A 25661-nucleotide genomic window follows, 5' to 3' on the forward strand; every position below is an offset into this window, starting at 1 on the left:
CTCATGATGAGCCATTACCATAAGCAAAAATTTATTTATGCGTGCTAATTATGTCTCTACCTTCTTGTCCCAAATGCCAATCTGATTACGTTTATGAAGATCAAACTCTATTGATTTGCCCTGAATGTGCGTTTGAATGGGACCCCACACAAAATGACGACGACGATGCTATAAAAGTTAAAGATGCCAATGGAACACTGTTAGCTGAGGGTGACAAAGTGACGGTGGTTAAAGACTTAAAAATAAAAGGCAGCTCTCAAGTTATTAAAATTGGCACTAAAGCTGTTATTCGCTGGATTAAAGACACAAAAGATCATGAGCTTGACTGTAAAGTGGATGGCGTTGGTGAAATGATGGTAACTGCTAAGTTTGTAAAAAAAGCTTGATAAGGTAGACGCTGTGTAATTAGAGTTTTGTTGTATAAAACGAGTAAAGACTGATAAGCGTATAAACTAAATTTACTATCAAAGGCATGCCAATGAACCAAATAAATCCTCGCAAGTTATTACGCAGTAAGTGGACAGCAGTATCACCTAGTAATAAAGAAAAACACTTTATAATTACCGACATTGAATTTGATGATGAGGGTGTGGTAATTCATTGTGAGATAGAAGCTGTAATGTCAAAACGAACTCAATTAATTGATTGGCGACAGCTTAAAGAGCAAGACGTTTGGCTCCAAGGGTGGAAATAAAAAGCGGCGAGTGTGTTATTATTTCATTTCTACAATAAAGGGTCTTTAAAATGATGAATACAAAGCTGTATAAACGTGTACTAAATCTTGCTGGCGATCTTGTTCATGCTGCACAGAGAAAAGATCAAAAGAAATTTGACGCGCTTTACAATGATCTCAAAGCCCTGTGTATAGAAAACGATAATACCGATAAAGATCACCCTGTGCAGTGGGAAACGTTAGCTGATTTTACTGACGAATTTAGTGATGCAATTACGCTATACGAAAAAGCATTGGCGAAAGCATCAGCTATTAATGCAAAAGATTACATGTCATCAATAGGCTACTCATTAGCAACTATGCATGTTGAATTAGGCCAACAACCGCAGGCAATTAAAGCCCTTGAAGAAGCCAAGGTGAGTGCGAACAAAATTGCAGATAATGAACTAAAAGCGGAAATTGACGACTTATTGACTGAGTTAAAAGGCTAAAGGAAGAAGCGATGAAAAAAGTGTTGGTGGTGTGTTTAGGTAATATTTGTCGCTCACCCACTGCAGAAGCCGTTTTAAAGGCAAAAGTGGCAGAGCGTAAGGTAGCTGTAGAGGTCGATTCGGCTGGCACAATTGGCTACCACGCAGGTAATCCACCTGATAAGCGTTCACAGGCTGCAGGATTAAAGCGTGGTTATAGCTTTAAAGGTATAAAGTCGCGTAAAGTTAGTCTTCATGACTTTGACTATTTTGATTTAATACTAGCTGCAGACAAATCCAACTTAACTGATTTAACCGCACTTTGCCCATCACATTTACAGTATAAATTAGCCTTGTTTTTAAGTTACGGTAATTCAGTGAACGACGAAATTCCAGATCCTTATTATGGGGGAGAAAATGGCTTTGAGCACGTACTTGATTTAATTGAAGAGGCGAGTGAGGCTATTCTCGATACATTATAAAATAGCCCTTAACAGGGCTATTTTTGATTAATAAGGTGTTTAACGTATTTTAAAATCGAGTTGCACTTTGGTTTTTGCCAGTACAGCACGGCCATCTTCAAATTTAGGTGCGTAGCGCCATTTTTCTATGGCTTTTAATGCCTCCTTTTCAAACGCAACTCCGCCAACAGATTTTAGTACGCTGATGTTTTCTACAAACCCTGTTGGCGTTACATCAAATTCCATCTGCACATAGCCACTGCGCCTTTGTTTAACTTTACTCAAAGGGTAGTCAGGGTTTTCTCGATAGAGCGGAGTTTGCTCTTGATTTTCTTTCCATGGCACCATTTTAGCAATCGCAATGCAGTGCTTGGTCGCTTCTTCACTTTGACCTTTTAATTCATAAAGGTGAACGAGCTTAGAGTGTGCACTAAGTTCTGCTTGATGGTCAAAGCTCAACGCATTATCAAATACGTTTACAATGCGGTTTAAACGTTTAATAGCTTTATTATATTGCTTTTTTCCTTGTGCAAACGCGGCAACTAAAAAATCAGCTTTAACTCGTTCTACAGAATTTTCCGGTAGATTTTCTGTATAATACTCATCCGCTTGCTTTAAGTATTTTCGTGCTGTTAAATGTTTTCTGCCGAAGTGTGAATAGGCAAAATCTTTGGCTGCAGCTAGCTGCAAGTCAGCTGCTAACTTAAACTGGTTGTTATGCTTTGCAAGGTCGATTACTTGGTCATACAAATCCACTGCATGAGAGGCTGTTGCTGCGCTATTAGCCATACCTGTGAGCGAATCGACCAAGATTAAACTATTCTCAGAATGGTTTTTGGCTAATATGTTATAAGCACTTTTAAACAAATCAAAACGCTCAGCTTTTGACTCTTTGCTTTTGTTTTTAAGTTCATTTGCAAAATTAGTCGCAAGATTTGCTGTATTATCCGATGTAGGACCGTATAGCTGTTTTCCTAAAGTGTAGGCTTGTTTAGCAAAAGGGTAGGCGTTTTCGCCTCCTTGCTGGGCTGTCAAATAATCGTGGTAGGCGCTTTTAAACTCAACGTTTAAATTGTCATCAGCTAATGCATAGTTACTATAGACTAAACCGAAACACAGCACTAAAGTTGATACCTTCATAATAATCCTTATTACTTTGTGTTAGTGAATACTACCAAATAGGTACGCACGTGTCATTTATGCAGATATTAAATGTTAACTGTGGCTTTTAACTTGGGTATATACCCAAACCACCTCAAGATTCAGAATTCAGCGTTTCACAGGGGCTTAATATCAAGGCGTTACTTTGCAATAATGGCTATCCCTTTTAAGAAGTAACAACGATGAGAGTAAGTACCTGTGAAACGCCCAACGGGTTGGTTTAAAAGTGATTTATACTGCGTTATTGATTTTAACAATAGAACCACTATTCCTTGCAATCAATGCCTTATCTAAATCGCTTTTAATTCCAACTGAAACTCGCATCTTGAGGTGGCTTGGGTATAATGCTTGAATTGTAAGTGATAGCCTCAACATAGTTTTCACTTTATGCGGTGAACATACATCCGCACTTCATTGTGATAATATCGCATTTTATATCGCATTTACTTTTATATTTGGATTTGTCGTGGCGCAAGTAAGAGCTAGAGTCCAGCTTAACGTTGGAAAAAACAGTGATATCCCCGCAGAAATAATCTCGTTCAGCGGCTTAAATGATGGCCAAGAGCATGTAGCCTTAGTGTTTAATCGCGCTGATAGCGAGCAAAAAGTGCCGCTTATTCGCATGCATTCAGAGTGTTTAACCGGTGATGTGTTTCATTCATCACGTTGTGATTGTGGTGAGCAACTCAACGAGTGTATTGAAATGATGCACAATCAAGGAGGGATTTTACTTTATTTACGCCAAGAAGGCCGAGGAATTGGCCTGTATAATAAAATTGATGCTTATGTATTGCAGTCTCAAGGTATGAACACCTATGAAGCAAATAATCATTTAGGCTTTGCAGATGATTTACGTGATTTTTCTGATGCTGTGTTAATGCTTGAGGCAATGGGATTGGCGCATGTTAAATTAATGACCAATAACCCGAAAAAGCTAAATGCTTTAAAGGATGCGGGTATTGAAGTTGACGCAGTTATTGGCACTCATGCTCATATTAAAGCGGGTGTAGCAGGCAATAAGTCTTACTTAGAAACAAAAATAAAGCATGGCGCGCACATGTTAGACATAAAGAAGATTAAAAAACCGTAGTTTTGCGGCCTCACCTCTGTAATCCCATCCAGCGCCGAGTTATACTCGGCGTGTTTTGTTTTTAAATTAAGAGCATGTATGTCAATCGAGTTACGAGTATTTAAAGCTGACGCTGGTGTTAAGTGGTTTAAAGCCGGTTGGCTTATTTTTAAAACCCAACCGCTTACTTTTATATTTATGCATTTATTTATCGGCATAGTTGGGTTGTTATCGCTATTTTTGCCTTTCTTACAAATCATTGCTGCACTGGCAACCCCATTTTTAACTGCGGGTTTTTATCAAGCTGTGTTGACCAAACAGCAAGGCGGCAAAATTATGTTGGCAGATATACTCAAGCCTTTCTCAGCCAAAGGTAATCGCCTAGGGCTCCTTCGTTTAGCGCTCTATCAAATGGCAGCTGGAGTGCTAATGGCATTACTCGCTAATGGTCTATTTGCAGAAGCTGTTGCTATTATGAGCGATCCGAATGTTGACCCTAATGTTGCAATACAGCAAGTGATTGACAGTATTTCTATGGCTAATATAGCGTTGTTTTTAATCGCTATCTCGTTTTACCTTACTGCTTTTGCCTATGCCGTACCCTTGGTTTACTTTAATCAGCAAAAACGTATTCTTGAAGTGTTAAAAAGCTCGTTAATGGTGTTCTACCATAATGTCGCTGCATTAAGTGTTTATGGTGCTATTTGTGCCGTATTTATTGTTATATCTGCGTTTTTAACTTTTATACCGCTGTTGGTTTTAATGCCAATTTGCTACATTAGCTTTTTTGTATCATACCAAGCTATTTTTATGCCTGTGGTACCACCAGCGCAAAGTGAAACGACAGAGCTTACGCAGTCTAATGATACCGGGCGTTTTGACGCTTAATGACACAAATGGATGACACGCTTAAAAAAAAGCTGAAAAATTACGTGCTCTGGTTACTCGGACGACAAGAGTATTCACGGCGCGAATTAACAAAGAAATTACAGCATAAAGAGGCGACGCCTGAATTTATCGAGGCTTTATTAGATTGGTGTGAAGAGCACAATTTTATAAATGAGCAGCGTTATGTTGAATGGTTTGTGCGCCGCCATATTGCTAAAAAGCATGGCTTGAAACGCATACAAAGCGAAGCTATGGCGAAAGGAATTGATAGAGCCTTGCTCAGTACAATTGTTGAAACAATGGAAGTAGACTGGTTTCAACTGGCGCAGGAAGCGTATTTAAAAAAGTATTCAAATACACAGAACGATTTCGATTACAAAGAAAAAGCCAAGCGTACGCGCTATTTGATGTATCGAGGGTTCAGTTACGAACAAATAGATTTTGCAATGCAAGCACAGTAAAAATGGGTGAGACTTTCAAATGCAGCACATGACTACCGCACAAATCAGGCAACAGTTTTTAGACTTTTTTGCCGCTAAACAACACCAAATTGTTCCATCAAGCTCGCTGATCCCGGGTAACGATGCGACGTTATTATTTAATAATGCCGGTATGGTGCAATTTAAAGATGTATTTTTAGGCGCAGAAAGCCGCCCTTATAACCGTGCAACCAGCTCACAACGCTGTGTTCGTGCCGGTGGTAAGCATAACGATTTAGAAAATGTAGGTTATACAGCGCGTCACCATACATTTTTTGAAATGTTAGGTAACTTTAGTTTTGGTGATTATTTTAAACAAGATGCAATAAAGTTTGCATGGCAGTTCTTAACTGAAATAGTGAAACTTCCGCAAGAAAAGCTACTTGTTACTATCTACCACACCGATGAAGAAGCGTTTGATTATTGGTCAAAAGACATTGGCTTACCAAGCGAGCGTATCATTCGTATTGATACCGCAGATAACTTTTGGTCAATGGGTGATACAGGTCCGTGTGGTCCATGTTCTGAAATATTTTATGACCATGGTGAAGAAATTTGGGGTGGGCCTCCAGGTTCACCTGAAGAAGATGGTGACCGTTTCATCGAGATTTGGAACTTGGTATTTATGCAATATAACCGTCAAAGCGACGGCACTATGGAGCCACTACCAAAGCAGTCTGTTGATACCGGTATGGGACTTGAGCGTATTGCCGCTATTTTACAAGGTGTGCACTCAAACTACGAAATCGATTTATTCCAAGGCCTAATTAAAGCAGCAGCGGTAGTAACCAATGCGCAAGATATGGACGATAAGTCACTGCGCGTAGTAGCGGATCATATCCGTTCATGTGCATTTTTAATCTCAGACGGTGTAATGCCTTCAAATGAAGGCCGTGGTTATGTACTGCGCCGTATTATTCGTCGTGCTGTGCGCCATGGTAATAAACTAGGTGCTCAAGGTGCATTCTTCTACAAGCTTGTTGCTGCTCTAATTGAGCAAATGGGTCAGGCGTACCCTGAGCTTGCAAAACAACAAGAAATCATCGAAAAAGTATTACGTATTGAAGAAGAGCAGTTTGGTAAAACGCTTGAGCGTGGCTTAGCTATTTTAGAAGATAGCTTAGCGAACTTGAATGGCGATGTGATCCCTGGTGAATTAGTATTTAAACTTTATGATACCTATGGTTTCCCTGCCGATTTAACCGCTGACGTAGCTCGTGAACGCTTTATGACGATTGATGAGCAAGGTTTCCAAGAGTGCATGGATGTGCAACGTAAAACTGCGCAACAAGCAGGTAAGTTTGGTGCAGATTACAATCAACAATTAAAATCTGATAAACACACTGACTTTAAAGGGTACGATGCGACTCATTACAGTGGCACTGTCATTGAAATGTTTGCCCAAGGTGAGTCTGTTTCAGTACTTGAAGATGGTCAACAAGGGATAGTGATACTTGATCGTACACCTTTTTATGCAGAGTCTGGTGGCCAAATAGGCGACACAGGTACATTAAAAGTTGCAGGTGGTGAGTTTGCTGTTACCAATACCACTAAGCTAGGTAACGCGTTTGCCCATCACGGTACTGTTATTGGCCGTGTAGGTGTTAACGATAAGGTAGAAGCCACTATTGATGACGCGCGTCGTGAGCGCGTTAAAAAGAACCATACAGCTACACATATTTTGCATGAAGCATTACGCCAATTGTTGGGTGATCATGTATCGCAAAAAGGCTCTTTAGTTGACCCTGAGCGTTTACGTTTTGACTTCTCGCACTTTGAAGCCGTAACAAAAGATGAGCTTCGTGAAATAGAACGTGTAGTGAACGATGAAATACGCCGTAACTTTGCTTTAAATACTGAGCTTATGGCCATTGATGACGCTAAAGCAAAAGGCGCAATGGCTCTATTTGGTGAAAAATACGATGACGAAGTACGCGTAGTCACTATTGGCGATTACTCAATTGAGCTATGTGGTGGTACTCACGTTAAGCGTGCTGGTGATATTGGTTTGTTCAAAATTGTATCAGAGAGTGGCATAGCTGCGGGTGTTCGCCGTATTGAAGCGGTAACAGGCGCTGACGCGATTGCTTACGTTAGCGAGCAAGAGCAACACTTAAACGACGTAGCTGCGCTTGTTAAAGGTGACAGCGCATCAGTACTTGAAAAAGTAACTGCTTTACTTGAAAAGTCAAAAGGTCTTGAAAAGCAAATTGCACAGCTTAACGATAAATTAGCCAGTGCCGCTGGCGCATCGTTACTTGATTCTGTTGTTGAAGTTAATGGTATTAAACTGCTTGTTGCCAATGTAGAAGGGACTGAATCTAAAGCCTTACGTGGCATGGTTGATGACCTGAAAAACAAGATTGGCTCAGGTGTTATTGCCCTTGGCGTTGCTGATGGTGCTAAAGTCAGTCTGATTGCGGGTGTTACCAAAGACCTAACCGGTAAAGTTAAAGCAGGAGAGCTAGTAAATCACATGGCTTCACAGGTTGGTGGTAAAGGCGGTGGTCGCCCTGATATGGCGCAAGCTGGTGGCTCACAACCAGAAAACTTAAGCACAGCCTTAGACAGTGTGACAGCTTGGCTTACTGAGCGCGCATAAATTTAAGTGGCCCTTATAGTCCAAAAGTTTGGTGGCACTTCGGTAGGCTCTATTGAGCGTATAGAAGCTGTCGCCGACCTTGTTGTGAAAACCAAGCAACAAGGTCATCAAGTGGTGGTAGTGCTCTCAGCAATGTCTGGAGAGACTAATCGCCTTATCAATCTTGCAAAACAAATCGATGCTCGCCCGAGCAGCCGTGAACTAGATGTTTTAGTCACCACTGGTGAGCAAGTTTCTATTGCTTTACTTGCCATGGCTATTATAAAACGGGGTCATTCTGCGGTGAGCTTACTCGCCGACCAAGTTAATATTCAAACCGATAATATGTTTGGTAAAGCGCGTATTACTGATGTCGCAGCCACTCGTTTAAAGCACGAGCTTGAACATAACCGCATTGCCATAATTGCCGGTTTTCAAGGAAGAGATATCGAGGGTAACATTACTACGTTAGGAAGAGGCGGAACAGACACTTCTGCGGTGGAAGTCGCTGGTGCCATTGGTGCAGATGAGTGCCAAATCTATACTGATGTTGATGGCGTATATACCACGGACCCGCGTATTGAGCCTAAAGCGCGACGAATGAGCCATGTAACTTTTGAAGAAATGCTTGAGATGGCAAGTCTAGGCGCTAAAGTATTGCATATTCGTTGTGTAGAGGCGGCTGGCAAATATAATCTACCTATTCGTGTTTTATCCAGTTTTAACCCCGATCAAGGAACGTTGATCAGCTTTGAAGAAACCGATATGAAAAAATCCGTAGTCTCAGGTATTGCTTTTAATCGTGATGAGAGTTTAGTTCGTATAGATGGTGTACCAAGTGGTACGCATCACTTGGCGGCAATTTTGAAAGTTTTTGCAAAGAGTGGCATCGAAGTAGATATGATTAATCAAGTTAATCATAACTTTGAAAAAGTAGACTATGCTTTTACGGTGCACACCAATGATTTTGAACAAGCGCTTGAAGTATTGCGAAATAACCGCCATATTATTAGTAGTACCGATATTTCTGGGAACAGTTCAGTTGCTAAAGTATCAGCAGTTGGTGTTGGTATGAAGTCACATTCAGGTGTGGCAAGTTTATTTTTTGATGCATTAGCTCAAGAGAATATAACGGTGCAACTTGTATCAACATCTGAGATTAAAATATCAGTTTTGATCGCAGAGAAATATTTAGAGCTGGCAGTTCGTGCATTACACAAAGTTTTTTTGACAGAAAGTGAATCGATTTAGAGTTTTTACTTACTTTTAAGGTTTATTTTCTTTAAGATACGAAAGCGGAATCTTTTAATTTATTGGAACATGGGAGCAAGAGAATGCTAATACTAACTCGTCGAGTAGGTGAAACCCTAATGATTGGTGACGAAGTAACTGTCACTGTACTAGGTGTTAAAGGAAATCAGGTACGTATCGGTGTTAATGCACCTAAAGACGTTTCAGTTCATCGTGAAGAAATTTACATGCGTATTCAAGCTGAAAAGTCTAACCCTAGTCCGGGTAATGCTTAATCAACTAATCAATTTAATTTGATATTGAAGAGCCGCTATTTAGCGGCTCTTTTTTTTATGTAAGCGATAGCTTCATCACTGAGGATGCTTTTAGATATATATTGCATGCCTTTTTTATTTTTTAGTAAAATTCCACGAGGTGTAAAAATAACATCATCAATTTGCTGCCATGTAATTTGATAACTCTTGTGTGGGTTTTCACTGCTAAACCCTGTTTCATCAATTGTTAATTTTGCTTTTGAACCTGATGCACGGCTCAGCATTTGGCGTGTTACCCACCATGGCCTGCGATAGTAAAAGGCAATACATTCCACAATAGCTGCCACAATCATAAAGTTACCGAGATAATGCTGCTCTAAAGCATAAATTGAGATTAACCCTAAACTAATGAGTAATATTAAAAGGCCGTATTTAGGCTTAGCTTGGGTGCTGTAGGGAAGTGACTCATCGAAGCACTCATAAAAGTAAGGCTTATCAAGTGTGTAGCTAGTATTAAATTGCATAATTAGGCTATAGGTTTTAACTGTTGATGTATTTTAACAAGACTATACCCAAATCACCTCAAGATTCGAGTTTCAGTTGGAATTAAAAGCGATTTAGGCAAGGCATTGATTGCAAATAATAGTGGTTCTATTGTTAAAATCGATAACGCAGCATAAATCGCTTTTAAGCCAACCCATTGGGCGCTTCACAGGAACTTACTCTCATCGTTGTTCCTTCTTAAAAGGGATGGCCATTATTGCAAAGTAACGCCTTGATATTAAGCCCCTGTGAAACGCTGAATTCTGTATCTTGAGGTGGTTTGGGTATAATAGAAAAAGCCGTTTCTTTTAATTATGTTTATAAAGTGGTTAACTAAAACATAGTTTTAGCCTTTTGGAATGAATATGTTTCTAATGTTAACTGTACTGCAGGTCTTATCTAACAGTCCAGCCTTGGTGAGCGAACCGTTAAACTCTGCAACCGATACTGACTTTTTAGTTATTGCTGATATGCCTTACACTTCTGTGGATAAGGTGAGCTTGAACAAAAATGGTATTTTAGCCAAAAAAATACAGCAGACACCCCATTCATTTCTAATGCATCTAGGCGATATAAAAGCAGGCTCAGAGCCTTGTACAAATGAGCTTTTAATGAGTAATAAAAAGCTACTAAGTGGGCTGACAAGTAGGCCATTTATATATACCCCAGGCGATAATGAGTGGACTGACTGTGACCGTAATAGTTTAAAGCCTCGTTTTGATGAACTTGAACGTTTAGCATTTCTTAAACGCTTGATGTACACGCCAGACTACCTAAAACAAGCAAGTAGGTTAGCGAAATACAAAACACAGCAAACCATGATCGAGAATGCACGTTGGCAACTTGCAGGGGTTGAATTTATGACCTTACATATCGCAGGGACTCATAACGGCCGTCGGCAAGTATTAAAAACTGATAAAGCATTAGCGAATCAGGCAGCACAGCAACGGGATGCATTAAACCTTGAGTGGTTGTCGCGCGCAGACCCATTAGCGAAAGCATATGTTATAGGGTTTCAAGCCGATATATATACTCACGGTACGGCGCAACCAGCCTGCAGCAAAACGGTTGTGGATCAGTGTGATGGATTTAAAGTGTACCGAGAAGCGCTTTCTGAGTTTGCAAAGACGGTTGCCAAACCTGTATTAGTAATACATGGTGACACAGGACCTTTTTGCCAGCAGAAGTTAAGTAAACATTTGACCCGTCTAAATGCGCCAGGGGACTATTTGTTTAATGATATGGCAAAGGTCTCAATCGACTTAACTGCACAGCAACAACCTTGGAAAATAAGCAGTCTAAAATCAGCGAAAGTATTAACGCAGATATGTAATTAAGCGTCTTTGGTATGGCTCTATTGTTGAGCCATACCTGCATCAGTCATTAAGTTTTCAAGCTCATCATTTAGCTCAAATAGCTCAGGTTCAATATAGCTTAAATCGCAATCACCTTTTAAGGCCGTTTCAAGTCCTTCAGCAAGTTTCTTAAGTTTTGGAACACCCGTGTAGCAGCATGCGCCATGGAACTTATGAATAATACTGAGTACATGCTCACAGTCTTGATTATGAATAGCTTCATCGAGTAAGCGTAATGTTTCTGGCACACTCAGTAGTAACATGTTGAGCATTTCTAATGCGAGCTCATGCTTACCACCTGCTCGTTGCAGCGCGAGGGTCCAATCAAGTGAACTGCTGGTAAAGGGAGGCTCTGAAACAACATGCTGTTGACGGTTTTTATCCCGAATAAGTGGTGATTTAGGGCTGTATTCACTAATACTCTGTTTTAGCATATCCTCATCGATAGGTTTGGTTAAATACCCTTTAAAGCCATCTTTTATTAGCTGCTCTTTCTCACCGGCAAGTGCATGAGCCGTTACTGCAATGATTGGCGTATCTTCATTAAGAGATGATTCACGAATAAGTTTACAGGCCGTTATGCCATCCATAATCGGCATTTGAATATCCATAAATATAATATCGTATTTATGGCTTTTGCTCAGGCTGTATGCTTGCGAGCCATTATGAGCTGTATCGATGAGCTCTATTTTTTCTTCAAGCAATGTGTAAATTAACTTTAAGTTAGCGTCGTTGTCGTCTACAACCAGCACTTTTAATGGTAAGAGTTTATCGTCACTTTGCTCAATATTGTGTACTGGGTGATCAAGTCGATAAGGGGCAGCTAGCACTTCACATAGCTTGCGGTGATTAAGTGGTTTACTTAAACACGCATCTGCACCACTGCCTATGTAAGATTCACGCATGCTGTGCGATACAGTATTTAGCATCAGGTATAAGTAATCCGTAGACTCACGCGCTGCTTTTATGTAGCTTTTTAAACGCTGCATTTCATCTACGGCGGCAACATGACCAATAATACAAATATCGTAGTTAAAATCTTTTTTGATTTCGTCAAAAAAGCTTTCTTCATCAAAGCAGCCGGTTACTTGTGTTTGCCATTCCTTAAGTAATGAAGAGACTGCATGATGGGTATGTTCATGCGGCTCTAGGTATAATATGCGCTTATTGGCAAGCGACTTACTTGGTAAGTCATTTGTAACATTATGACTAGGCAGGCTAAATACACCGTTAAAAGTGAAACATGTGCCATGACCCGGTGCCGAGTTAAGAGTAATACGCCCACCCATGGCCTCAACAATATGTTTTGTAATAATAAGCCCAAGTCCAGTACCACCAAATTTACGCGTAATGCTCGAATCTGCCTGGCCAAATGGTGTGAACAGTGCATCTTGTTTGTCCATCGGGATACCAACCCCAGTATCAGTCACTGACACTAGAATAGAAGTGCGCTCTTCATCTAAAAGGCGATGACCAACATCAATTTTGATGGCGCCTTTTTCCGTAAACTTAATTGCGTTGCTTATGAGGTTAATAAGTACTTGCTTAAAGCGGGTTGGATCGCCAGTAATATTGTCAGGTACTTGTGAATTTATATAAATGGAGAGTTCTAGTTGTTTCTCATCCGCACTTGGTGCAAGTAATGTAAGCACTTCATTGATGTTGTCGCGTAATTGAAATTGGATTGACTCCAGCTCCATGGCACCCGCTTCAAGTTTAGAAAAGTCTAAAATATCACTAATGATTGTCATCAAACTATTGGCAGATAGTTCAATGGTATCGAGGTAGTCTTTTTGGTGTTTGTTTAAAGGGGTTTTATGAAGTTGTCGTGTAAACCCAATAACACCATTGAGTGGGGTGCGTAGTTCATGACTCATTTTCGCTAAGAAATCTGATTTTACACGGTTAGCGTCCTGTGCATCAGTTTTGGCAATATTGAGCTGAATATTTTGTGTTTCATACATTTCTAACGATTCACGCAAATCACTGGTTGCCTGATCGATATGCTTTTGCATTTCGTCTCTTTGCACCACCATAGTGTCAGAAATGGTGTTTAAACCCAGACGAAGTTGCTCAAACTCACCCATCATTGGTGTGTTTAAGCCGGTATCTCGTTTTCCCTCTATCAATCGATCACTTGCAATAACTAGTTTATTGAGTGGTGTTATGAACATTCTACTTAAACGAATCGCCAAAATAGCAGCAAGCAATAGTGCAAATATGATTACAATCCCACTGATTAATAGTGCTCTTTGTTGTCCGATGATTGCAGGGTCTTTATTAAGTTGAACAACAATTGTGCCTAAAGTGGTTTGGAACGCTGAATCACTCCAACGAGCCTCGGGCGTTGAGAGGTTTACTATCGGCGTGTAAAATAGGATAAAACCGTCGCTTTCTTGCTGCTTCGTTTTATTATCTGCTCGTAATTGAGACTTATCTACCTGCTCATCAAAATCGCGGTGGTAATTACTGGTTAGAATGAGCTGTTTGTTTGCGTCAAAAATTGCAATGGTTTTTATCGCAGGCGAGTGCTTATTGTGGGCATGACTAATTAGTCTATTGAGTTGTTGTTTATTTTTTGCCAATAAAGGTTGCTCTACTGCAATCGATAAGGGCTCCGAAATCATTGAGCCTTGCTGATATAATATTTTATCAAGCTCAAAGTAACGATTTATTGTAAAATAGCCACCGAGTAGAAGTCCAATTAGAACTGTGGGAATTAATGTGAGCGCTAAAACTGAGTCGCGCAAACCAAGTTTAGTCATAAGTAAATGTTGTTATCATTATTAGTTTACTAAGAGTATATACTTATAGGTGAGTAATCAATCTTGCCGATACAATCAATATTTAAGGTGTTGCCCGATGGCACAGTTTTTCCAAGTAAAAAAAAAGACCCTCTCAGGGCAGCCTGTTTCATTAACTATCACTGGCATGGATCATCAAGGGCGAGGCATTGCTAAGTATAACAATAAAGTATGCTTTGTCAGCGGCGCATTGAGCAACGAAGTCGTAAAAGCAAAATTAACAGAGGATAAATCTCGCCACTGCGCAGCAAAAACAATCAAAGTAGAGCAACAAAGTGATGCCAGAGTTGCCCCTTTTTGTGAGCATTATGAGCAATGTGGCGGGTGTCAGTTACAGCATTTACGGTTGGATCAGCAATTGGTTGAGAAACAGGTTGCAGTGAGTCAGTTGTTCGCTAAGTTTGCAAAACTAAAAAATATGGCGTGGCAGTCGCCATTATTAAGTGAGGCAAAGCATTACCGCCGAAGTGCGCGCTTGGCTGTAATGTATGACAAAAACGCAAAAAAAATGCGCGTAGGTTATAGAGCAAAGGGCTCTAAACAAATTATTAGTATCAATAAATGCCCTGTTTTAAGCCATGTTTATGATGATGTCTTCAACCGTTTTGACACCTTGTTAAATAAATATAATGAGCTACGTAGCGTTAGTCACATTCAATTATGCCAAGCAGATGAGCAAAACTTTGTTATTTTGCGCCATACTAAAGCGGTTAGTGAATCTCTTAAACAGGCAATTATTGAACTTGGTGCGACCTTGCAGTGGCAAATTATTTTTCAAGACCAAAGTGATGTAATTGAGCATGACCATCTAGCAACGCCATTTTATCAGCTACCAGAGCAGCATTTAAAATTTGAATTTGGCTTAGCTAATTTTATTCAAGTTAATGCTAAAGTTAACCAAGCTATGTTAGCCCAAGCTGTTGACTGGCTTAGCTTAAGTGGGAACGAACAAGTACTAGACCTGTTTTGCGGGATTGGTAACTTCTCTTTAGTGGTGGCTAAATGTGCAAAAAATGTAATTGGTATAGAAGGAGTGTCATCGGCGGTTGCAATGGCACGGCAAAATGCGCAAACTAATCAAATAGCGAATGCACAATTTCATTGCTTTGATTTAACACAATCAATAGAGCAAGCACCGGGGTTTAGTAAAGCATTAGATGTTTTATTACTAGACCCTTCTCGAACTGGTGCTATGGCTATTTTGGAACAACTGCCGCTTAAGCAATTTAAAACAATTTTGTACGTCTCTTGCGACCCTGTGACCTTAGCCCGTGACAGTGCAATTATTTCGCAAGCGGGTTTTTCACTTGAAAAAATAGGGCTAATGAATATGTTTCCCCACACTGGGCATATTGAAACAATGGCATTATTTCAAAGGAGATAGAGCGCAACATGGTAGCTACACGGCAATCACATCAGCAGGATAAGTCAGCAGATTTTAGCACCCGACTTGAGTTACTCGCGTTAACGAAAGATAAGCGCGAGTTACTGATCAAAGCCAACACTTTGTGCGCGGCTCTGCCTGATCAACACCAACAGATCATGGCCATGGAAATGGTTGAAATATTGGTCGAAATGAATCTGGACTCTGAAACTTTAGCAACCGCTTACATTGCTCCCTATTTTCTAGACGATTTAGTATGCATTGAAAAAGTAACTGAAGTAATGGGTAGTCATGTTGGGGTGTTGCTTACGGGTGTTTCGCAAATGGCGACCATTAGTACTTTAGCTCATCAAGGCAATGGCACTGTACAAGTCGATAATATTCGCCGCATGTTATTAGCCATGGTTGAAGATGTGCGTGCAGTGGTGATTAAGCTTGCTGAGCAGGTATGTCATCTTCGCGAGCTTAAAGACTCATCTGAAGAAGAGCGTGTGATAGCTGCTAAAGAAACTGCCGATATCTTTGCCCCGCTAGCTAATCGTTTAGGAATAGGTCAATTAAAATGGGAGCTAGAAGATCTTTCTTTTCGTTACCTGCACCCTGACTTATATAAAAGTATTGCTAAGCAATTAGACGATAAGCGCCTTGGCCGAGAGGCTTATATGGCTGATATGGTTGAACAAGTAAAAACAAAGCTTGCCGAAGTTGGTATTAAAGCTGAAGTTTATGGAAGGCCTAAGCATATCTACAGCATCTATAAAAAAATGGCGCAAAAAAATTACGAATTCGATCAGCTTTTCGATATTCGAGCCATGCGTATTGTGGTTGATGAGCTGCAAGATTGCTACGGCGCACTGGGGATTGTCCATACTAATTGGCGTCACCTAAACAAAGAATTTGATGACTACGTTGCAACACCAAAACAAAATGGCTATCAATCTATTCATACAGTGGTGTTTGGCCCTGAGGGCAAAACTGTTGAAATTCAAATTCGTACCCATGCAATGCATCAAGATGCAGAGCTGGGTGTAGCCGCGCATTGGATGTACAAAGAAGGCGCTTTACCGAGCCGTGGCTCAGGTTATGAGCAAAAAATTAGCTGGTTACGCAAACTACTTCAATGGCAAGAAGAAGTGGTTGATGGCAGTGATTTAGCTGATGAACTGAAAAACCAAGTTGTTGAAGACCGCGTTTATATATTTACCCCACGTGGCGATATTTTTGATTTACCACTGGGGGCGACACCACTGGACTTTGCTTACTACATTCATTCGAACGTAGGGCATCGGTGTATTGGTGCTAAAGTATTTGGCAAAATTGTGCCGTTTACTCATCAGCTAAGCACGGGCGATCAAGTAGAAATTCTTACGCAAAAACAACCAAACCCGAGCCGTGATTGGTTAAACCCCTCATTGGGTTATATTAAATCATCACGTGCGCGCGCAAAGATTCATCATTGGTTTAAGCAACTCGATCGCGATAAAAACCTAAGCGCAGGTAAAGAGATCATAGACACTGCACTACAAAAACTAGAGCTTACCTATAAGGAGCTTGAGCCTGCAATTTCTCGTTATAACTTTAAAGAGCTTGATGATCTGTTAGTGGCAATTGGTGCCGGTGATGTACGTTTAAATCAATTGCTCAATTCGATTACTGACCGCACAGACGAAGAGCCTGTTATCCGTTTTAAAAACCCGACCAAAATGAGCGGAGATAAAAACGGCATTGTGGTCGACGGTGTGGGCAGCTTAATGAGCCATGTAGCTAAATGTTGCCGCCCAGTTCCGGGTGAGCAGATTATTGGCTACATTACGCAAGGCCGCGGTATTGCCGTACATCGCAGTGATTGCGATTCATTTACAAATTTAAAAAGTAAACACCCTGAACGCGTGATTGCTGTTAGTTGGTCAGATGAAATTAATGGTTCATACGCGCTAAGTATTAAAATTGAAGCTACAGATCGCGCGGGGTTAATTCGTGATATTAGCTCCGTGCTTGCTAATGAAAAAGTAAACGTGTTGAACATGAATATGGAAACACTTGAAGACAGACAACTGGCTAAATTTACAATGCAAGTTGAGGTACATGACTTGTCTAGTACTAATCGTTTACTTTCAAAGCTGGATCAGATTGAAGGCGTCCATCAAGCAAAGCGAAGTCACTAGAGAGATTTATGAAAGAGCAAAACTCATTATCTAATTTATTAGCAATTATGGCAAAGCTTCGCGATCCACAAAGCGGGTGTCCTTGGGACTTAAAGCAAGATTTTAAATCTATTGTGCCGCATACGTTAGAAGAAGCGTATGAGGTTGCTGACTGCATTGAGCGCGGTGATTTTTCAGAACTAAAAACCGAGCTGGGTGATTTACTTTTTCAGGTTGTTTTCTATGCGCAATTGGCAAAAGAGCAAGGTTTGTTTGATTTTGATGATGTTGCCAGTGTTTTAAATGACAAACTTATCAGGCGTCATCCTCATGTATTTGCAGATCAGCATGCGCTAACTGACACCCAAGTTGCTCAGCAGTGGCAGCAAATTAAAGCGCAAGAACGCAAAGATAAAAACACCGACGAAGCGCCCTCTCTGTGGCAGGATATTCCTGCTAATTTACCCGCATTAAGTAAAGCAAAAAAGATTCAGCAACGTGTCGCTGAGCTAGGTTTTGATTGGCCCACTTATCACGGTGCACTAGATAAAGTGGCTGAAGAGGTTGAGGAAGTAAAAGAAGCACTCGCGGTTGACCCCTACTCGGAGCATAGTGCTGAAGAGGTGGGCGATTTGTTATTTGCGACAGTTAATGTTGCACGTCATATAAAACGAGATCCTGAACAGTTATTACGCAGCGCAAATGATAAATTTTCATCAAGATTTCAAAAGGTACAGGCTTATTTACAAGCCAAAGGGCAGTCACTCGACACTGCAAGCCTTGAAGAAATGGATGCTGCGTGGGAGGCGATTAAAAAGCAGCCTTAGTTAGCAAGCGCTTTGGAGTGTGTTTTTTGTGCAGAGAATTGCTAACTTTCACTGGATTGATACAGAGGCTTTTGCTATAATTTCGCCCCGTCTTGAACATATTCCAAAATCACTTGTTTGGGTATTATATTCCTTTTAATTCCTGATATTCTAGGGTTCGCATGAGTACAAAATTTATCTTCGTTACCGGCGGGGTTGTTTCTTCGTTGGGTAAAGGTATTGCAGCAGCATCATTGGCAGCTATTTTAGAGGCCCGTGGTCTAAATGTTACCATTCTAAAGCTGGATCCTTACATCAACGTTGACCCAGGCACAATGAGCCCAATTCAACACGGTGAAGTATTTGTCACCGAAGACGGTGCAGAAACAGACCTTGACTTAGGTCACTATGAGCGTTTCATTCGTACCAAAATGACAAGCCGTAACAACTTCACACAAGGCCGTGTATATGAAGATGTACTGCGTCGTGAGCGTCGTGGTGAATACCTTGGTGCAACTATTCAGGTAATTCCACATATTACTAACGATATTAAGCAACGTGTATATGACGGTGCTGAAGGCCATGATGTGGCAATCGTTGAAATTGGTGGCACGGTAGGTGATATTGAGTCACAACCATTTTTAGAAGCAATTCGTCAGCTAGGCACAGAGATTGGCCGTGAGCGCGCATTGTTTATTCACTTAACGCTAGTGCCATTCTTGGGCCCTGCGGGCGAAGTGAAAACCAAACCAACGCAACACTCAGTTAAAGAGCTACGTTCAATTGGTATTCAGCCAGACATTCTTATTTGTCGTTCTGATCGTAAATTACCAAATAATGAACGCGCTAAAATTGCACTTTTCACTAATGTTGAAGAGAAAGCAGTTATCTCGTTACCAGATGTAGACAGCATTTATAAAATACCAGCTCTATTAAAGTCTCAAGAGCTTGATCATTTTGTATGTCGTCGTTTCCACCTAGAAGCACCTGAAGCTGACTTAGTTGAATGGGAACAAGTATTATATCAAGAGTCTAACCCTACGGGTGAAGTAACGATTGGTATGGTAGGTAAATATATTGAATTACCAGATGCATACAAATCAGTTAACGAAGCACTTAAGCATGCAGGCCTTAAAAACCGCTTAACAGTTAACATTGAATATGTTGATTCGCAAGATGTTGAAAGTAAAGGTACTGAGTTGCTTGCTCACCTTGATGCTATTTTAGTACCAGGCGGCTTTGGTGGTCGCGGTGTTGAAGGTAAAATTTTAGCGGCAAAATATGCACGTGAAAATAAAGTGCCTTACCTAGGTATTTGTTTAGGCATGCAAGTAGCATTAATTGAATATGCACGTAATGTTGCTGGCCTTTTAGATGCTAACTCAACAGAATTCAATGCGAAGTCTTCAGCGCCTGTGGTTGGCCTAATCACTGAGTGGTTAGATGCGGATGGCAATGTTGAAGTACGCGATGAAGCATCTGATTTAGGTGGCACAATGCGTTTAGGCGCACAAAAATGCCACTTAACACCGGGTTCGAAAGTACGTGAAGTGTATGGCAGTGATGAGATTGTTGAACGTCACCGTCACCGTTACGAAGTGAATAACAACTTTGTTGAAAAGCTTGAACAAGCAGGCTTGAGCTTCACTGGCTTATCAGAAGATAAGAAACTAGTCGAAATTATCGAAAATAAAGATCACCCTTGGTTTATTGCCGCGCAATTCCACCCGGAATTCACGTCAACACCACGTGATGGTCACCCGCTATTTGAAGGGTTTGTTGCAGCTGCACACACTCATCAAAAAGCGTCATCGTAATGTGAATAAGCCGTGCTATATGCACGGCTTATTTGTTTTTAAAGCGGCGGTATTAAGGAAAATTAATAAAGCCGACAAACTCACCATTTTGGGAAAAGAGGAATCGAGATGTCAAATATCGTAAAAGTGATTGGTCGCGAAATTATGGATTCGCGTGGTAACCCAACTGTAGAAGCTGATGTTCATTTAGCTGACGGTTCTTGGGGACGCGCTGCTGCACCTTCAGGTGCATCAACAGGTACTCGCGAAGCACTAGAATTACGTGATGGTGATAAAGCACGTTACTTAGGTAAAGGTGTTTTAACTGCAGTTGGTTATATTAATAACGAAATTAATAGCGCATTAGAAGGCCAAAACGCTTTAGAACAAAGCACTGTTGACCAAGTAATGCTAGATTTAGACGGCACTGAAAATAAAGAAAAATTAGGTGCTAATGCAATCCTAGCAGTATCACTTGCTACAGCAAAAGCTGCTGCTCAATCTAAAAAAGTAGAGCTTTATGAGCACATTGCAGACCTAAACGGCACTCCTGGTGTTTATTCTATGCCATTACCAATGATGAACATCATCAATGGTGGTGAGCATGCTGATAACTCAGTAGATATTCAAGAGTTTATGGTACAACCTGTTGGCGCGGCTAACTTCCGTGAAGCACTACGCATGGGTGCTGAAGTATTCCACAGCCTTGCAAAAGTACTTAAAACCGACGGCCATTCTACGGCTGTAGGCGATGAAGGTGGTTTTGCACCAAACCTTGAGTCAAACGAAGCGGCACTTGCTGCAATTAAGGTAGCGGTTGCGAATGCAGGCTACGAGCTTGGTAAAGATATCACGTTAGCGCTTGATTGTGCTGCCTCTGAGTTTTACGATAAAGAAGCAAATATCTATGACCTTAAAGGTGAAGGTAAAAAGTTCACCTCTGAAGAGTTTAACTTCTTCTTAAAAGACCTTACTGAGCAATACCCAATTGTTTCTATTGAAGATGGCCTAGATGAGTCAGATTGGGATGGTTTCGCTCACCAAACTAAACTAATGGGCGATAAAGTTCAATTAGTTGGTGATGACTTGTTCGTTACAAATACCAAGATCTTAAAGCGCGGTATTGATAACGGTATTGCTAACTCTATCTTGATCAAATTTAACCAAATTGGTTCACTAACTGAAACGTTAGCAGCAATCAAAATGGCTAAAGATGCAGGCTTTACAGTGGTTATCTCTCACCGTTCTGGTGAAACAGAAGATGCAACAATTGCTGATCTTGCTGTTGGTACTGCTGCAGGTCAAATCAAAACAGGTTCGCTGAGCCGATCTGACCGTGTTGCTAAGTACAACCAATTGCTTCGCATTGAAGAGCAGTTAGGCGCTAAAGCACCGTACAATGGTTTAAAAGAAGTTAAAGGTCAGTAATGCTTTAGCATCTGATTGAAACTTTTAAAAAATCCTCGCTCATGCGGGGATTTTTGTTTTATAGGTTTGATTTAAATCGCGCTTTTTATTTTTCTATAGCTGAAACTGTCGCCTTAAAATCTCGCCGGTAAAGTTGGTTTTTAAATAAAAGCCGCGGGGCAAAGTTTTAATTATTTTACCATTAGGGCCAATAGCATCGGTCACAATCCGACTATTGGCTGCTTTAGGGCGTATTTGCATCACGTCACCTAAATGACCCGATATTTCATCAATGCGACCTAATGCAATTAATTCCATTTGCTCTTCCCAATCACGTTGTAATTGCGCATCTTGCTCAGCACTAGGCTGCCACAGAAAACCACTACCTATTACTCTATCAAATGGAATAACATCGCGTTCGCCTAAGATAGGTAGCCATAAAACATGGTTTAGTTTTTGGCGCACATGACTTTGTAGCCATGTCATTCCTGTAACATTGAGTAAAGGAGTTACAGATACAAACGTGGTTTCAAGGGGTTTTCCTTTAAAAGAAATCGGCAGTGTTTTAAGTTCTACCCCCAGCTCTTCAAAATCAGGTGTCGGTTTAGAGCCCGCCGTTGCACCAAGTACATACTCAATGAGTTGGCCAGTCCAGCCTTTTTCTCGCAATAAATCATCCGGTGTTTTAAATTGATACTGTTGTGCTAATTGGCCTAATGTCATGCCCGCGATAGTATTTACACGTTGCATTAATTCATTGATTGACTGAGGTTTTACAGCTCGCATAAGGGGATTGTTCTATTGTTTTAATTCACATTGCATGATAGCAAATGTGATTGTGAGTGAATATCCTTGTGTTTGGGTGTTTTTTGCTCAAGCTCTAGTGGGTAACTTTTTTGGAGCTTTAAAGCCAAATTTTTTCTACTTAAGTTTATGATTATTATATTTTTTGTTTTCTTTATCAGATTTTAAAGTAGTACATATCAAACGCTAACTAGGATAAATACAGATATATGAACAATGTTATCCACAGAATCTGTGGAAAAGGCGTTTTATTAGATCGCCTATTGTGGATTTGTTTGCAAAATAACCTCTATAAATTAAAGTTATGCACAAGCTGTGAGTAAGATGAGTAAAATAGCTGAAGTATTATCCATATTTATTAAAAATAACATTGCACTTGAATGTATGGTTAATTATTGCACTACATTGGTCCTCAAATCTATACCGATAGTGTGCTTGGTTATAATAGTGTTTGCCGTATTGCAGCTAATGTGGAACAATCATTAAAAATCGACTTACAAATGAGGCACTAAGGTGATTGATGCCGAAGGTTTTCGTGCCAATGTCGGAATTGTAATTTGCAATAATCAGGGACAAGTTTTTTGGGCTCGACGCTATGGTCAGCATTCGTGGCAGTTTCCGCAAGGGGGTGTTGACAGTGGTGAAAGCGCAGAACAAACAATGTACCGTGAATTACACGAAGAAGTAGGCTTGCGCCCAGAAGATGTAGAAATTGTTGCAAGTTCTAAACATTGGTTACGCTATAAATTACCCAAACGTTTAATCCGCCGCGACTCGAGTCCGGTATGTATTGGGCAAAAACAAAAATGGTTTTTACTGAAACTTCGTTGTAAAGATGAAGAAGTAGACTTACTTAAAACACATCACCCGGAGTTCGACGATTGGCGCTGGGTAAGTTATTGGTATCCGGTTAGGCAAGTTGTATCGTTTAAACGCGATGTATATCGTCGTGTCATGAAAGAGTTTGCACCATTTGCGATGCCTTTTAATAAGCGTGAACAATCAAAAGATTCATGGCGACACAAAGGTAGATAAGGAAAGCTATGCTGGCAACACTTAGGGCTATTGCAGAGTCTGTTTCGCAACAGGCGTGTTTGGACAGTGCTTTAGCGTGTTTTGTAAACATGGTCAAAGACGCCATGCAAACTGAGTGTTGCTCAATTTACTTTGCAGATTACAGCCAAGACAATTTCGTTTTAATGGCAACACAGGGATTAAACCCCACTGCTGTTGGTACGTTTAGAATTGGTTTTACTGAAGGCCTTGTTGGTTTAGTCGCACAGCGAGAAGAACCCATAAACATTGCCTATGCAAAATCACACCCTCGCTTTAAATCCTCACCAGAAGTTAACGAAGAAAGCTATAATGCTTTTTTATCGGTACCTGTTGTCCATCAAAAAAAAGTGCTGGGTGTAATAGTTGTTCAGCAAAAAATTGCGCGTGTATTTAGCCAAGATGAAGAGTCATTTTTAATTACTTTATCTGCTCAGTTAGCATCTCAGCTTGCCCATGCAGAAATAAAAGAAGTGTTACGCCAAGATGAGTCGTCCCACCAAACCTCTGTATTAAAAGGGGTGTCGAGCGCCCCTGGGATTGCGATAGGCCAAGCTTTTGTTGTAATTCCCAAGCTTGATTTTACATCTATTGAGCTTAAAAAAGACCCTAACCAGGCATTGCAACAACGCTTGTTTAGTCAAGCTGTTGCAGCAACACGACACGAGTTTAATACGCTATCAACGACACTCAGTGACTCGATACCCAAAGAGGCTTTGGCTGTATTTGATGTATACCAACAGCTGCTTGATGCAAAGAGCTTAGGGCAAAATGTTGAAACGCAATTGCAACAAGGTTGGTGTGCTAAAAGTTCACTTAAAATTGTAATTGAAAAATTAATTGCACAATTTAATGCAATGCAAGACCCTTACATTAAAGAGCGTGCAGTTGATGTAAAAGATATTGGTTTACGAGTGCTTCACCACTTGGTCAAGACTGAACATGCAGTAAAGCCTTATCCAAAAGACACCGTTCTTATCGCAAATACTGTAACACCCGCTATGTTAGCAGAAGTGCCAAAGGGGCACTTAGTGGGTGTAGTTAGTGTAAATGGCTCAGCAAACAGTCATGCCTCGATTTTGACTCGGGCTATGGGGATCCCTGCAATTTGGGGTATAGAAGACCTACCTTTACTGCAATTCGATGGTAAAAAAATGATATTGGACGCGTATTCCGGGCGTTTATATATTTCCCCCTCACAAATTTTGCAAGATGAATACCTGCAACTGAAATACCAAGAAACAATACTCAATGATAAGTTTGTTGCTGAGCAAGATTGCGAAGCTGTTACCTTGGATGGGCAGCAAGTTAGCTTGTTACTCAATGCAGGTTTGGACCTTAATACCGAAAGTGTCAGCACAGCCCTTTGTGATGGTGTAGGTTTATACCGAACAGAGGCATGGTTTATGCAAAAAGGCCAATTTCCCTCTCAGGTAGATCAAGAAAAATGGTATCGGCAGGTATTAGAAAGTTATCATCCTGCGCCAGTTGTGATGCGCACGTTGGATATTGGTGGTGATAAGGTTTTAGATTATTTTGACATTACAGAAGATAACCCATTTTTAGGCTGGCGTGGCATTCGCGTCACGCTAGATCATCCAGAGTTATTTTTAGATCAATTAAAGGCGATGATTAAAGCGAATATAGGCTTGGGCAATCTAAAAATTATGCTACCAATGATCAGCGGTACAGAAGAAGTAGATGAATCATTGGCTTTACTATCGCAAGCGTATTTTGAACTAGAAGAGCAACTGCCAAATAAAGTGATTGAACGGCCGCAAGTTGGTGTAATGCTAGAAGTACCTTCAAGCATATTTATGCTGGCAGAATGGTCTAAGAAAGTTGATTTTTGTTCAGTGGGCAGTAACGACTTAACGCAATACTTATTGGCAGTTGACCGTTCAAATGCGCGGGTCGCAGATTTATTTAATCCATATCATCCTGGCGTTTTACGTGTGCTACAAAAAGTCGCTCAAGAATGCCAACACTATGACTTATCTTTAAGCTTATGTGGCGAGCTTGGCGGCGACCCAGAGGGCGCAATTTTACTGATTGCGATGGGTTATCGACAACTGAGTATGAATCACTTTTCTATCAGTAAAGTAAAGTGGGTGCTAAGACGCTTAAAAATGAGTGATATGGAAGTATTATTGGCCGAGTGTTTAGCTCAGTCTACCGCAAAACAAGTGTTGCGTTTAACGCGCAATTTTATGATTGAGCACAAGCTCGGTAAGCTTTTTTATACCCCAAGTCATGGTTGATAAAAGCGTTAATTTAA

22 protein-coding genes are annotated in these 25661 nt (G+C 40.6%); 18 read left to right on the plus strand and 4 right to left on the minus strand.

Features of this window, described 5'->3' with window-relative positions:
- Positions 1–50 precede the first annotated feature (50 nt).
- The 4 genes from ACHUE3_RS07720 to ACHUE3_RS07735 all read left to right on the plus strand — a co-directional run bounded on the left by ACHUE3_RS07720 (position 51) and on the right by ACHUE3_RS07735 (position 1625).
- Positions 51–386, plus strand: coding sequence for a zinc ribbon domain-containing protein YjdM (locus tag ACHUE3_RS07720; protein ID WP_394191801.1), 336 nt, complete (start codon positions 51–53; stop codon positions 384–386).
- A 92-nt stretch (positions 387–478) separates the two neighbouring features.
- Complete coding sequence (locus ACHUE3_RS07725; protein ID WP_394191803.1) at positions 479–694, plus strand: TIGR02450 family Trp-rich protein; 216 nt, start codon at positions 479–481, stop codon at positions 692–694.
- Between the two features lie 50 nt (positions 695–744).
- On the plus strand, positions 745–1164 hold the full coding sequence (locus tag ACHUE3_RS07730; protein WP_394191805.1) for a tetratricopeptide repeat protein: 420 nt from the start codon (positions 745–747) through the stop codon (positions 1162–1164).
- An 11-nt stretch (positions 1165–1175) separates the two neighbouring features.
- Positions 1176–1625, plus strand: a complete 450-nt coding sequence (locus tag ACHUE3_RS07735) for a low molecular weight protein-tyrosine-phosphatase (protein WP_394191807.1) — start codon at positions 1176–1178, stop codon at positions 1623–1625.
- 39 nt (positions 1626–1664) lie between these two features.
- On the opposite strand, the gene ACHUE3_RS07740 is transcribed toward ACHUE3_RS07735, so the two are convergent.
- On the minus strand, positions 1665–2744 hold the full coding sequence (locus tag ACHUE3_RS07740; RefSeq protein WP_394191809.1) for an energy transducer TonB: 1080 nt from the start codon (positions 2742–2744) through the stop codon (positions 1665–1667).
- Between the two features lie 487 nt (positions 2745–3231).
- Here ACHUE3_RS07740 and ACHUE3_RS07745 point away from each other — a divergent pair, with 487 nt between their 5' ends.
- The 6 genes from ACHUE3_RS07745 (at position 3232) to csrA (ending at position 9308) form a co-directional block, all read left to right on the plus strand.
- The gene (locus ACHUE3_RS07745; protein WP_099296373.1) at positions 3232–3855 is read left to right on the plus strand and encodes a GTP cyclohydrolase II; all 624 of its coding nucleotides are present in this window, start codon (positions 3232–3234) and stop codon (positions 3853–3855) included.
- A 78-nt stretch (positions 3856–3933) separates the two neighbouring features.
- A complete protein-coding gene (locus tag ACHUE3_RS07750) occupies positions 3934–4722 on the plus strand; it encodes a BPSS1780 family membrane protein (RefSeq protein ID WP_394191811.1) in 789 nt (262 codons plus the stop codon).
- 8 nt (positions 4723–4730) lie between these two features.
- Positions 4731–5183 (plus strand): regulatory protein RecX, encoded by a 453-nt coding sequence (locus ACHUE3_RS07755; protein ID WP_394192241.1) that lies wholly within the window; start codon positions 4731–4733, stop codon positions 5181–5183.
- A gap of 19 nt (positions 5184–5202) precedes the next feature.
- Positions 5203–7803 (plus strand): alanine--tRNA ligase, encoded by a 2601-nt coding sequence (gene alaS / locus ACHUE3_RS07760; RefSeq protein WP_394191813.1) that lies wholly within the window; start codon positions 5203–5205, stop codon positions 7801–7803.
- A 6-nt stretch (positions 7804–7809) separates the two neighbouring features.
- Positions 7810–9033 carry an aspartate kinase gene (locus ACHUE3_RS07765; protein WP_394191815.1) on the plus strand — a complete coding sequence of 408 codons (1224 nt, stop codon included), beginning with the start codon at positions 7810–7812 and terminating at the stop codon, positions 9031–9033.
- An 83-nt stretch (positions 9034–9116) separates the two neighbouring features.
- A complete protein-coding gene (gene csrA / locus ACHUE3_RS07770) occupies positions 9117–9308 on the plus strand; it encodes a carbon storage regulator CsrA (protein ID WP_394191817.1) in 192 nt (63 codons plus the stop codon).
- A 35-nt stretch (positions 9309–9343) separates the two neighbouring features.
- Here the strand turns inward: csrA and ACHUE3_RS07775 are convergent, their stop codons facing one another.
- On the minus strand, positions 9344–9811 hold the full coding sequence (locus ACHUE3_RS07775; protein ID WP_394191819.1) for a YcxB family protein: 468 nt from the start codon (positions 9809–9811) through the stop codon (positions 9344–9346).
- Positions 9812–10195: 384 nt separating this feature from the next.
- On the opposite strand from ACHUE3_RS07775, the gene ACHUE3_RS07780 reads away from it, so the two are divergent.
- Positions 10196–11167, plus strand: coding sequence for a hypothetical protein (locus ACHUE3_RS07780; protein WP_394191821.1), 972 nt, complete (start codon positions 10196–10198; stop codon positions 11165–11167).
- Positions 11168–11184: 17 nt separating this feature from the next.
- Here the strand turns inward: ACHUE3_RS07780 and barA are convergent, their stop codons facing one another.
- On the minus strand, positions 11185–13950 hold the full coding sequence (gene barA / locus ACHUE3_RS07785) for a two-component sensor histidine kinase BarA (RefSeq protein ID WP_394191823.1): 2766 nt from the start codon (positions 13948–13950) through the stop codon (positions 11185–11187).
- Positions 13951–14047: 97 nt separating this feature from the next.
- Between barA and rlmD the strand changes: the two genes are divergently transcribed.
- The 5 genes from rlmD to eno all read left to right on the plus strand — a co-directional run bounded on the left by rlmD (position 14048) and on the right by eno (position 21547).
- A complete protein-coding gene (rlmD, locus tag ACHUE3_RS07790; protein ID WP_394191826.1) occupies positions 14048–15373 on the plus strand; it encodes a 23S rRNA (uracil(1939)-C(5))-methyltransferase RlmD in 1326 nt (441 codons plus the stop codon).
- An 8-nt stretch (positions 15374–15381) separates the two neighbouring features.
- Positions 15382–17538: a GTP diphosphokinase gene (gene relA / locus ACHUE3_RS07795; protein ID WP_394191828.1), complete on the plus strand. Its 2157-nt coding sequence runs from the start codon at positions 15382–15384 to the stop codon at positions 17536–17538.
- An 8-nt stretch (positions 17539–17546) separates the two neighbouring features.
- Positions 17547–18344 (plus strand): nucleoside triphosphate pyrophosphohydrolase, encoded by a 798-nt coding sequence (gene mazG, locus ACHUE3_RS07800; protein WP_394191830.1) that lies wholly within the window; start codon positions 17547–17549, stop codon positions 18342–18344.
- Between the two features lie 161 nt (positions 18345–18505).
- Positions 18506–20140, plus strand: a complete 1635-nt coding sequence (locus tag ACHUE3_RS07805; protein ID WP_394191832.1) for a CTP synthase — start codon at positions 18506–18508, stop codon at positions 20138–20140.
- 108 nt (positions 20141–20248) lie between these two features.
- Positions 20249–21547, plus strand: coding sequence for a phosphopyruvate hydratase (gene eno / locus ACHUE3_RS07810; protein WP_394191834.1), 1299 nt, complete (start codon positions 20249–20251; stop codon positions 21545–21547).
- A gap of 93 nt (positions 21548–21640) precedes the next feature.
- On the opposite strand, the gene mutH is transcribed toward eno, so the two are convergent.
- Positions 21641–22312: a DNA mismatch repair endonuclease MutH gene (gene mutH, locus ACHUE3_RS07815; RefSeq protein ID WP_394191836.1), complete on the minus strand. Its 672-nt coding sequence runs from the start codon at positions 22310–22312 to the stop codon at positions 21641–21643.
- A gap of 531 nt (positions 22313–22843) precedes the next feature.
- On the opposite strand from mutH, the gene rppH reads away from it, so the two are divergent.
- Entirely contained in the window at positions 22844–23365 is a 522-nt protein-coding gene (gene rppH / locus ACHUE3_RS07820; protein WP_099297272.1) for an RNA pyrophosphohydrolase, read from the plus strand.
- A gap of 8 nt (positions 23366–23373) precedes the next feature.
- Positions 23374–25644 (plus strand): phosphoenolpyruvate--protein phosphotransferase, encoded by a 2271-nt coding sequence (ptsP, locus tag ACHUE3_RS07825; RefSeq protein ID WP_394191839.1) that lies wholly within the window; start codon positions 23374–23376, stop codon positions 25642–25644.
- The last annotated feature ends 17 nt before the right edge of the window (positions 25645–25661 follow it).

It is taken from the genome of Pseudoalteromonas atlantica (assembly GCF_043641955.1).
Classification (GTDB): Bacteria; Pseudomonadota; Gammaproteobacteria; order Enterobacterales; family Alteromonadaceae; genus Pseudoalteromonas; species Pseudoalteromonas atlantica_A.

Bases quoted from the DNA above. Each gene is read 5' to 3' on its own strand.
- ACHUE3_RS07755 (WP_394192241.1), top strand. From the start codon at position 4,731: ATGGATGACACGCTTAAAAAAAAGCTGAAAAATTACGTGCTCTGGTTA.
- ACHUE3_RS07775 (WP_394191819.1), bottom strand. From the start codon at position 9,811: ATGCAATTTAATACTAGCTACACACTTGATAAGCCTTACTTTTATGAG.
- ACHUE3_RS07735 (WP_394191807.1), top strand. From the start codon at position 1,176: ATGAAAAAAGTGTTGGTGGTGTGTTTAGGTAATATTTGTCGCTCACCC.
- barA (WP_394191823.1), bottom strand. From the start codon at position 13,950: ATGACTAAACTTGGTTTGCGCGACTCAGTTTTAGCGCTCACATTAATT.
- mazG (WP_394191830.1), top strand. From the start codon at position 17,547: ATGAAAGAGCAAAACTCATTATCTAATTTATTAGCAATTATGGCAAAG.
- mutH (WP_394191836.1), bottom strand. From the start codon at position 22,312: ATGCGAGCTGTAAAACCTCAGTCAATCAATGAATTAATGCAACGTGTA.
- ACHUE3_RS07730 (WP_394191805.1), top strand. From the start codon at position 745: ATGATGAATACAAAGCTGTATAAACGTGTACTAAATCTTGCTGGCGAT.
- rlmD (WP_394191826.1), top strand. From the start codon at position 14,048: ATGGCACAGTTTTTCCAAGTAAAAAAAAAGACCCTCTCAGGGCAGCCT.
- ACHUE3_RS07740 (WP_394191809.1), bottom strand. From the start codon at position 2,744: ATGAAGGTATCAACTTTAGTGCTGTGTTTCGGTTTAGTCTATAGTAAC.
- ACHUE3_RS07805 (WP_394191832.1), top strand. From the start codon at position 18,506: ATGAGTACAAAATTTATCTTCGTTACCGGCGGGGTTGTTTCTTCGTTG.
- relA (WP_394191828.1), top strand. From the start codon at position 15,382: ATGGTAGCTACACGGCAATCACATCAGCAGGATAAGTCAGCAGATTTT.
- ACHUE3_RS07720 (WP_394191801.1), top strand. From the start codon at position 51: ATGTCTCTACCTTCTTGTCCCAAATGCCAATCTGATTACGTTTATGAA.
- ACHUE3_RS07750 (WP_394191811.1), top strand. From the start codon at position 3,934: ATGTCAATCGAGTTACGAGTATTTAAAGCTGACGCTGGTGTTAAGTGG.
- ptsP (WP_394191839.1), top strand. From the start codon at position 23,374: ATGCTGGCAACACTTAGGGCTATTGCAGAGTCTGTTTCGCAACAGGCG.
- ACHUE3_RS07780 (WP_394191821.1), top strand. From the start codon at position 10,196: ATGTTTCTAATGTTAACTGTACTGCAGGTCTTATCTAACAGTCCAGCC.
- eno (WP_394191834.1), top strand. From the start codon at position 20,249: ATGTCAAATATCGTAAAAGTGATTGGTCGCGAAATTATGGATTCGCGT.
- alaS (WP_394191813.1), top strand. From the start codon at position 5,203: ATGCAGCACATGACTACCGCACAAATCAGGCAACAGTTTTTAGACTTT.
- csrA (WP_394191817.1), top strand. From the start codon at position 9,117: ATGCTAATACTAACTCGTCGAGTAGGTGAAACCCTAATGATTGGTGAC.
- ACHUE3_RS07725 (WP_394191803.1), top strand. From the start codon at position 479: ATGAACCAAATAAATCCTCGCAAGTTATTACGCAGTAAGTGGACAGCA.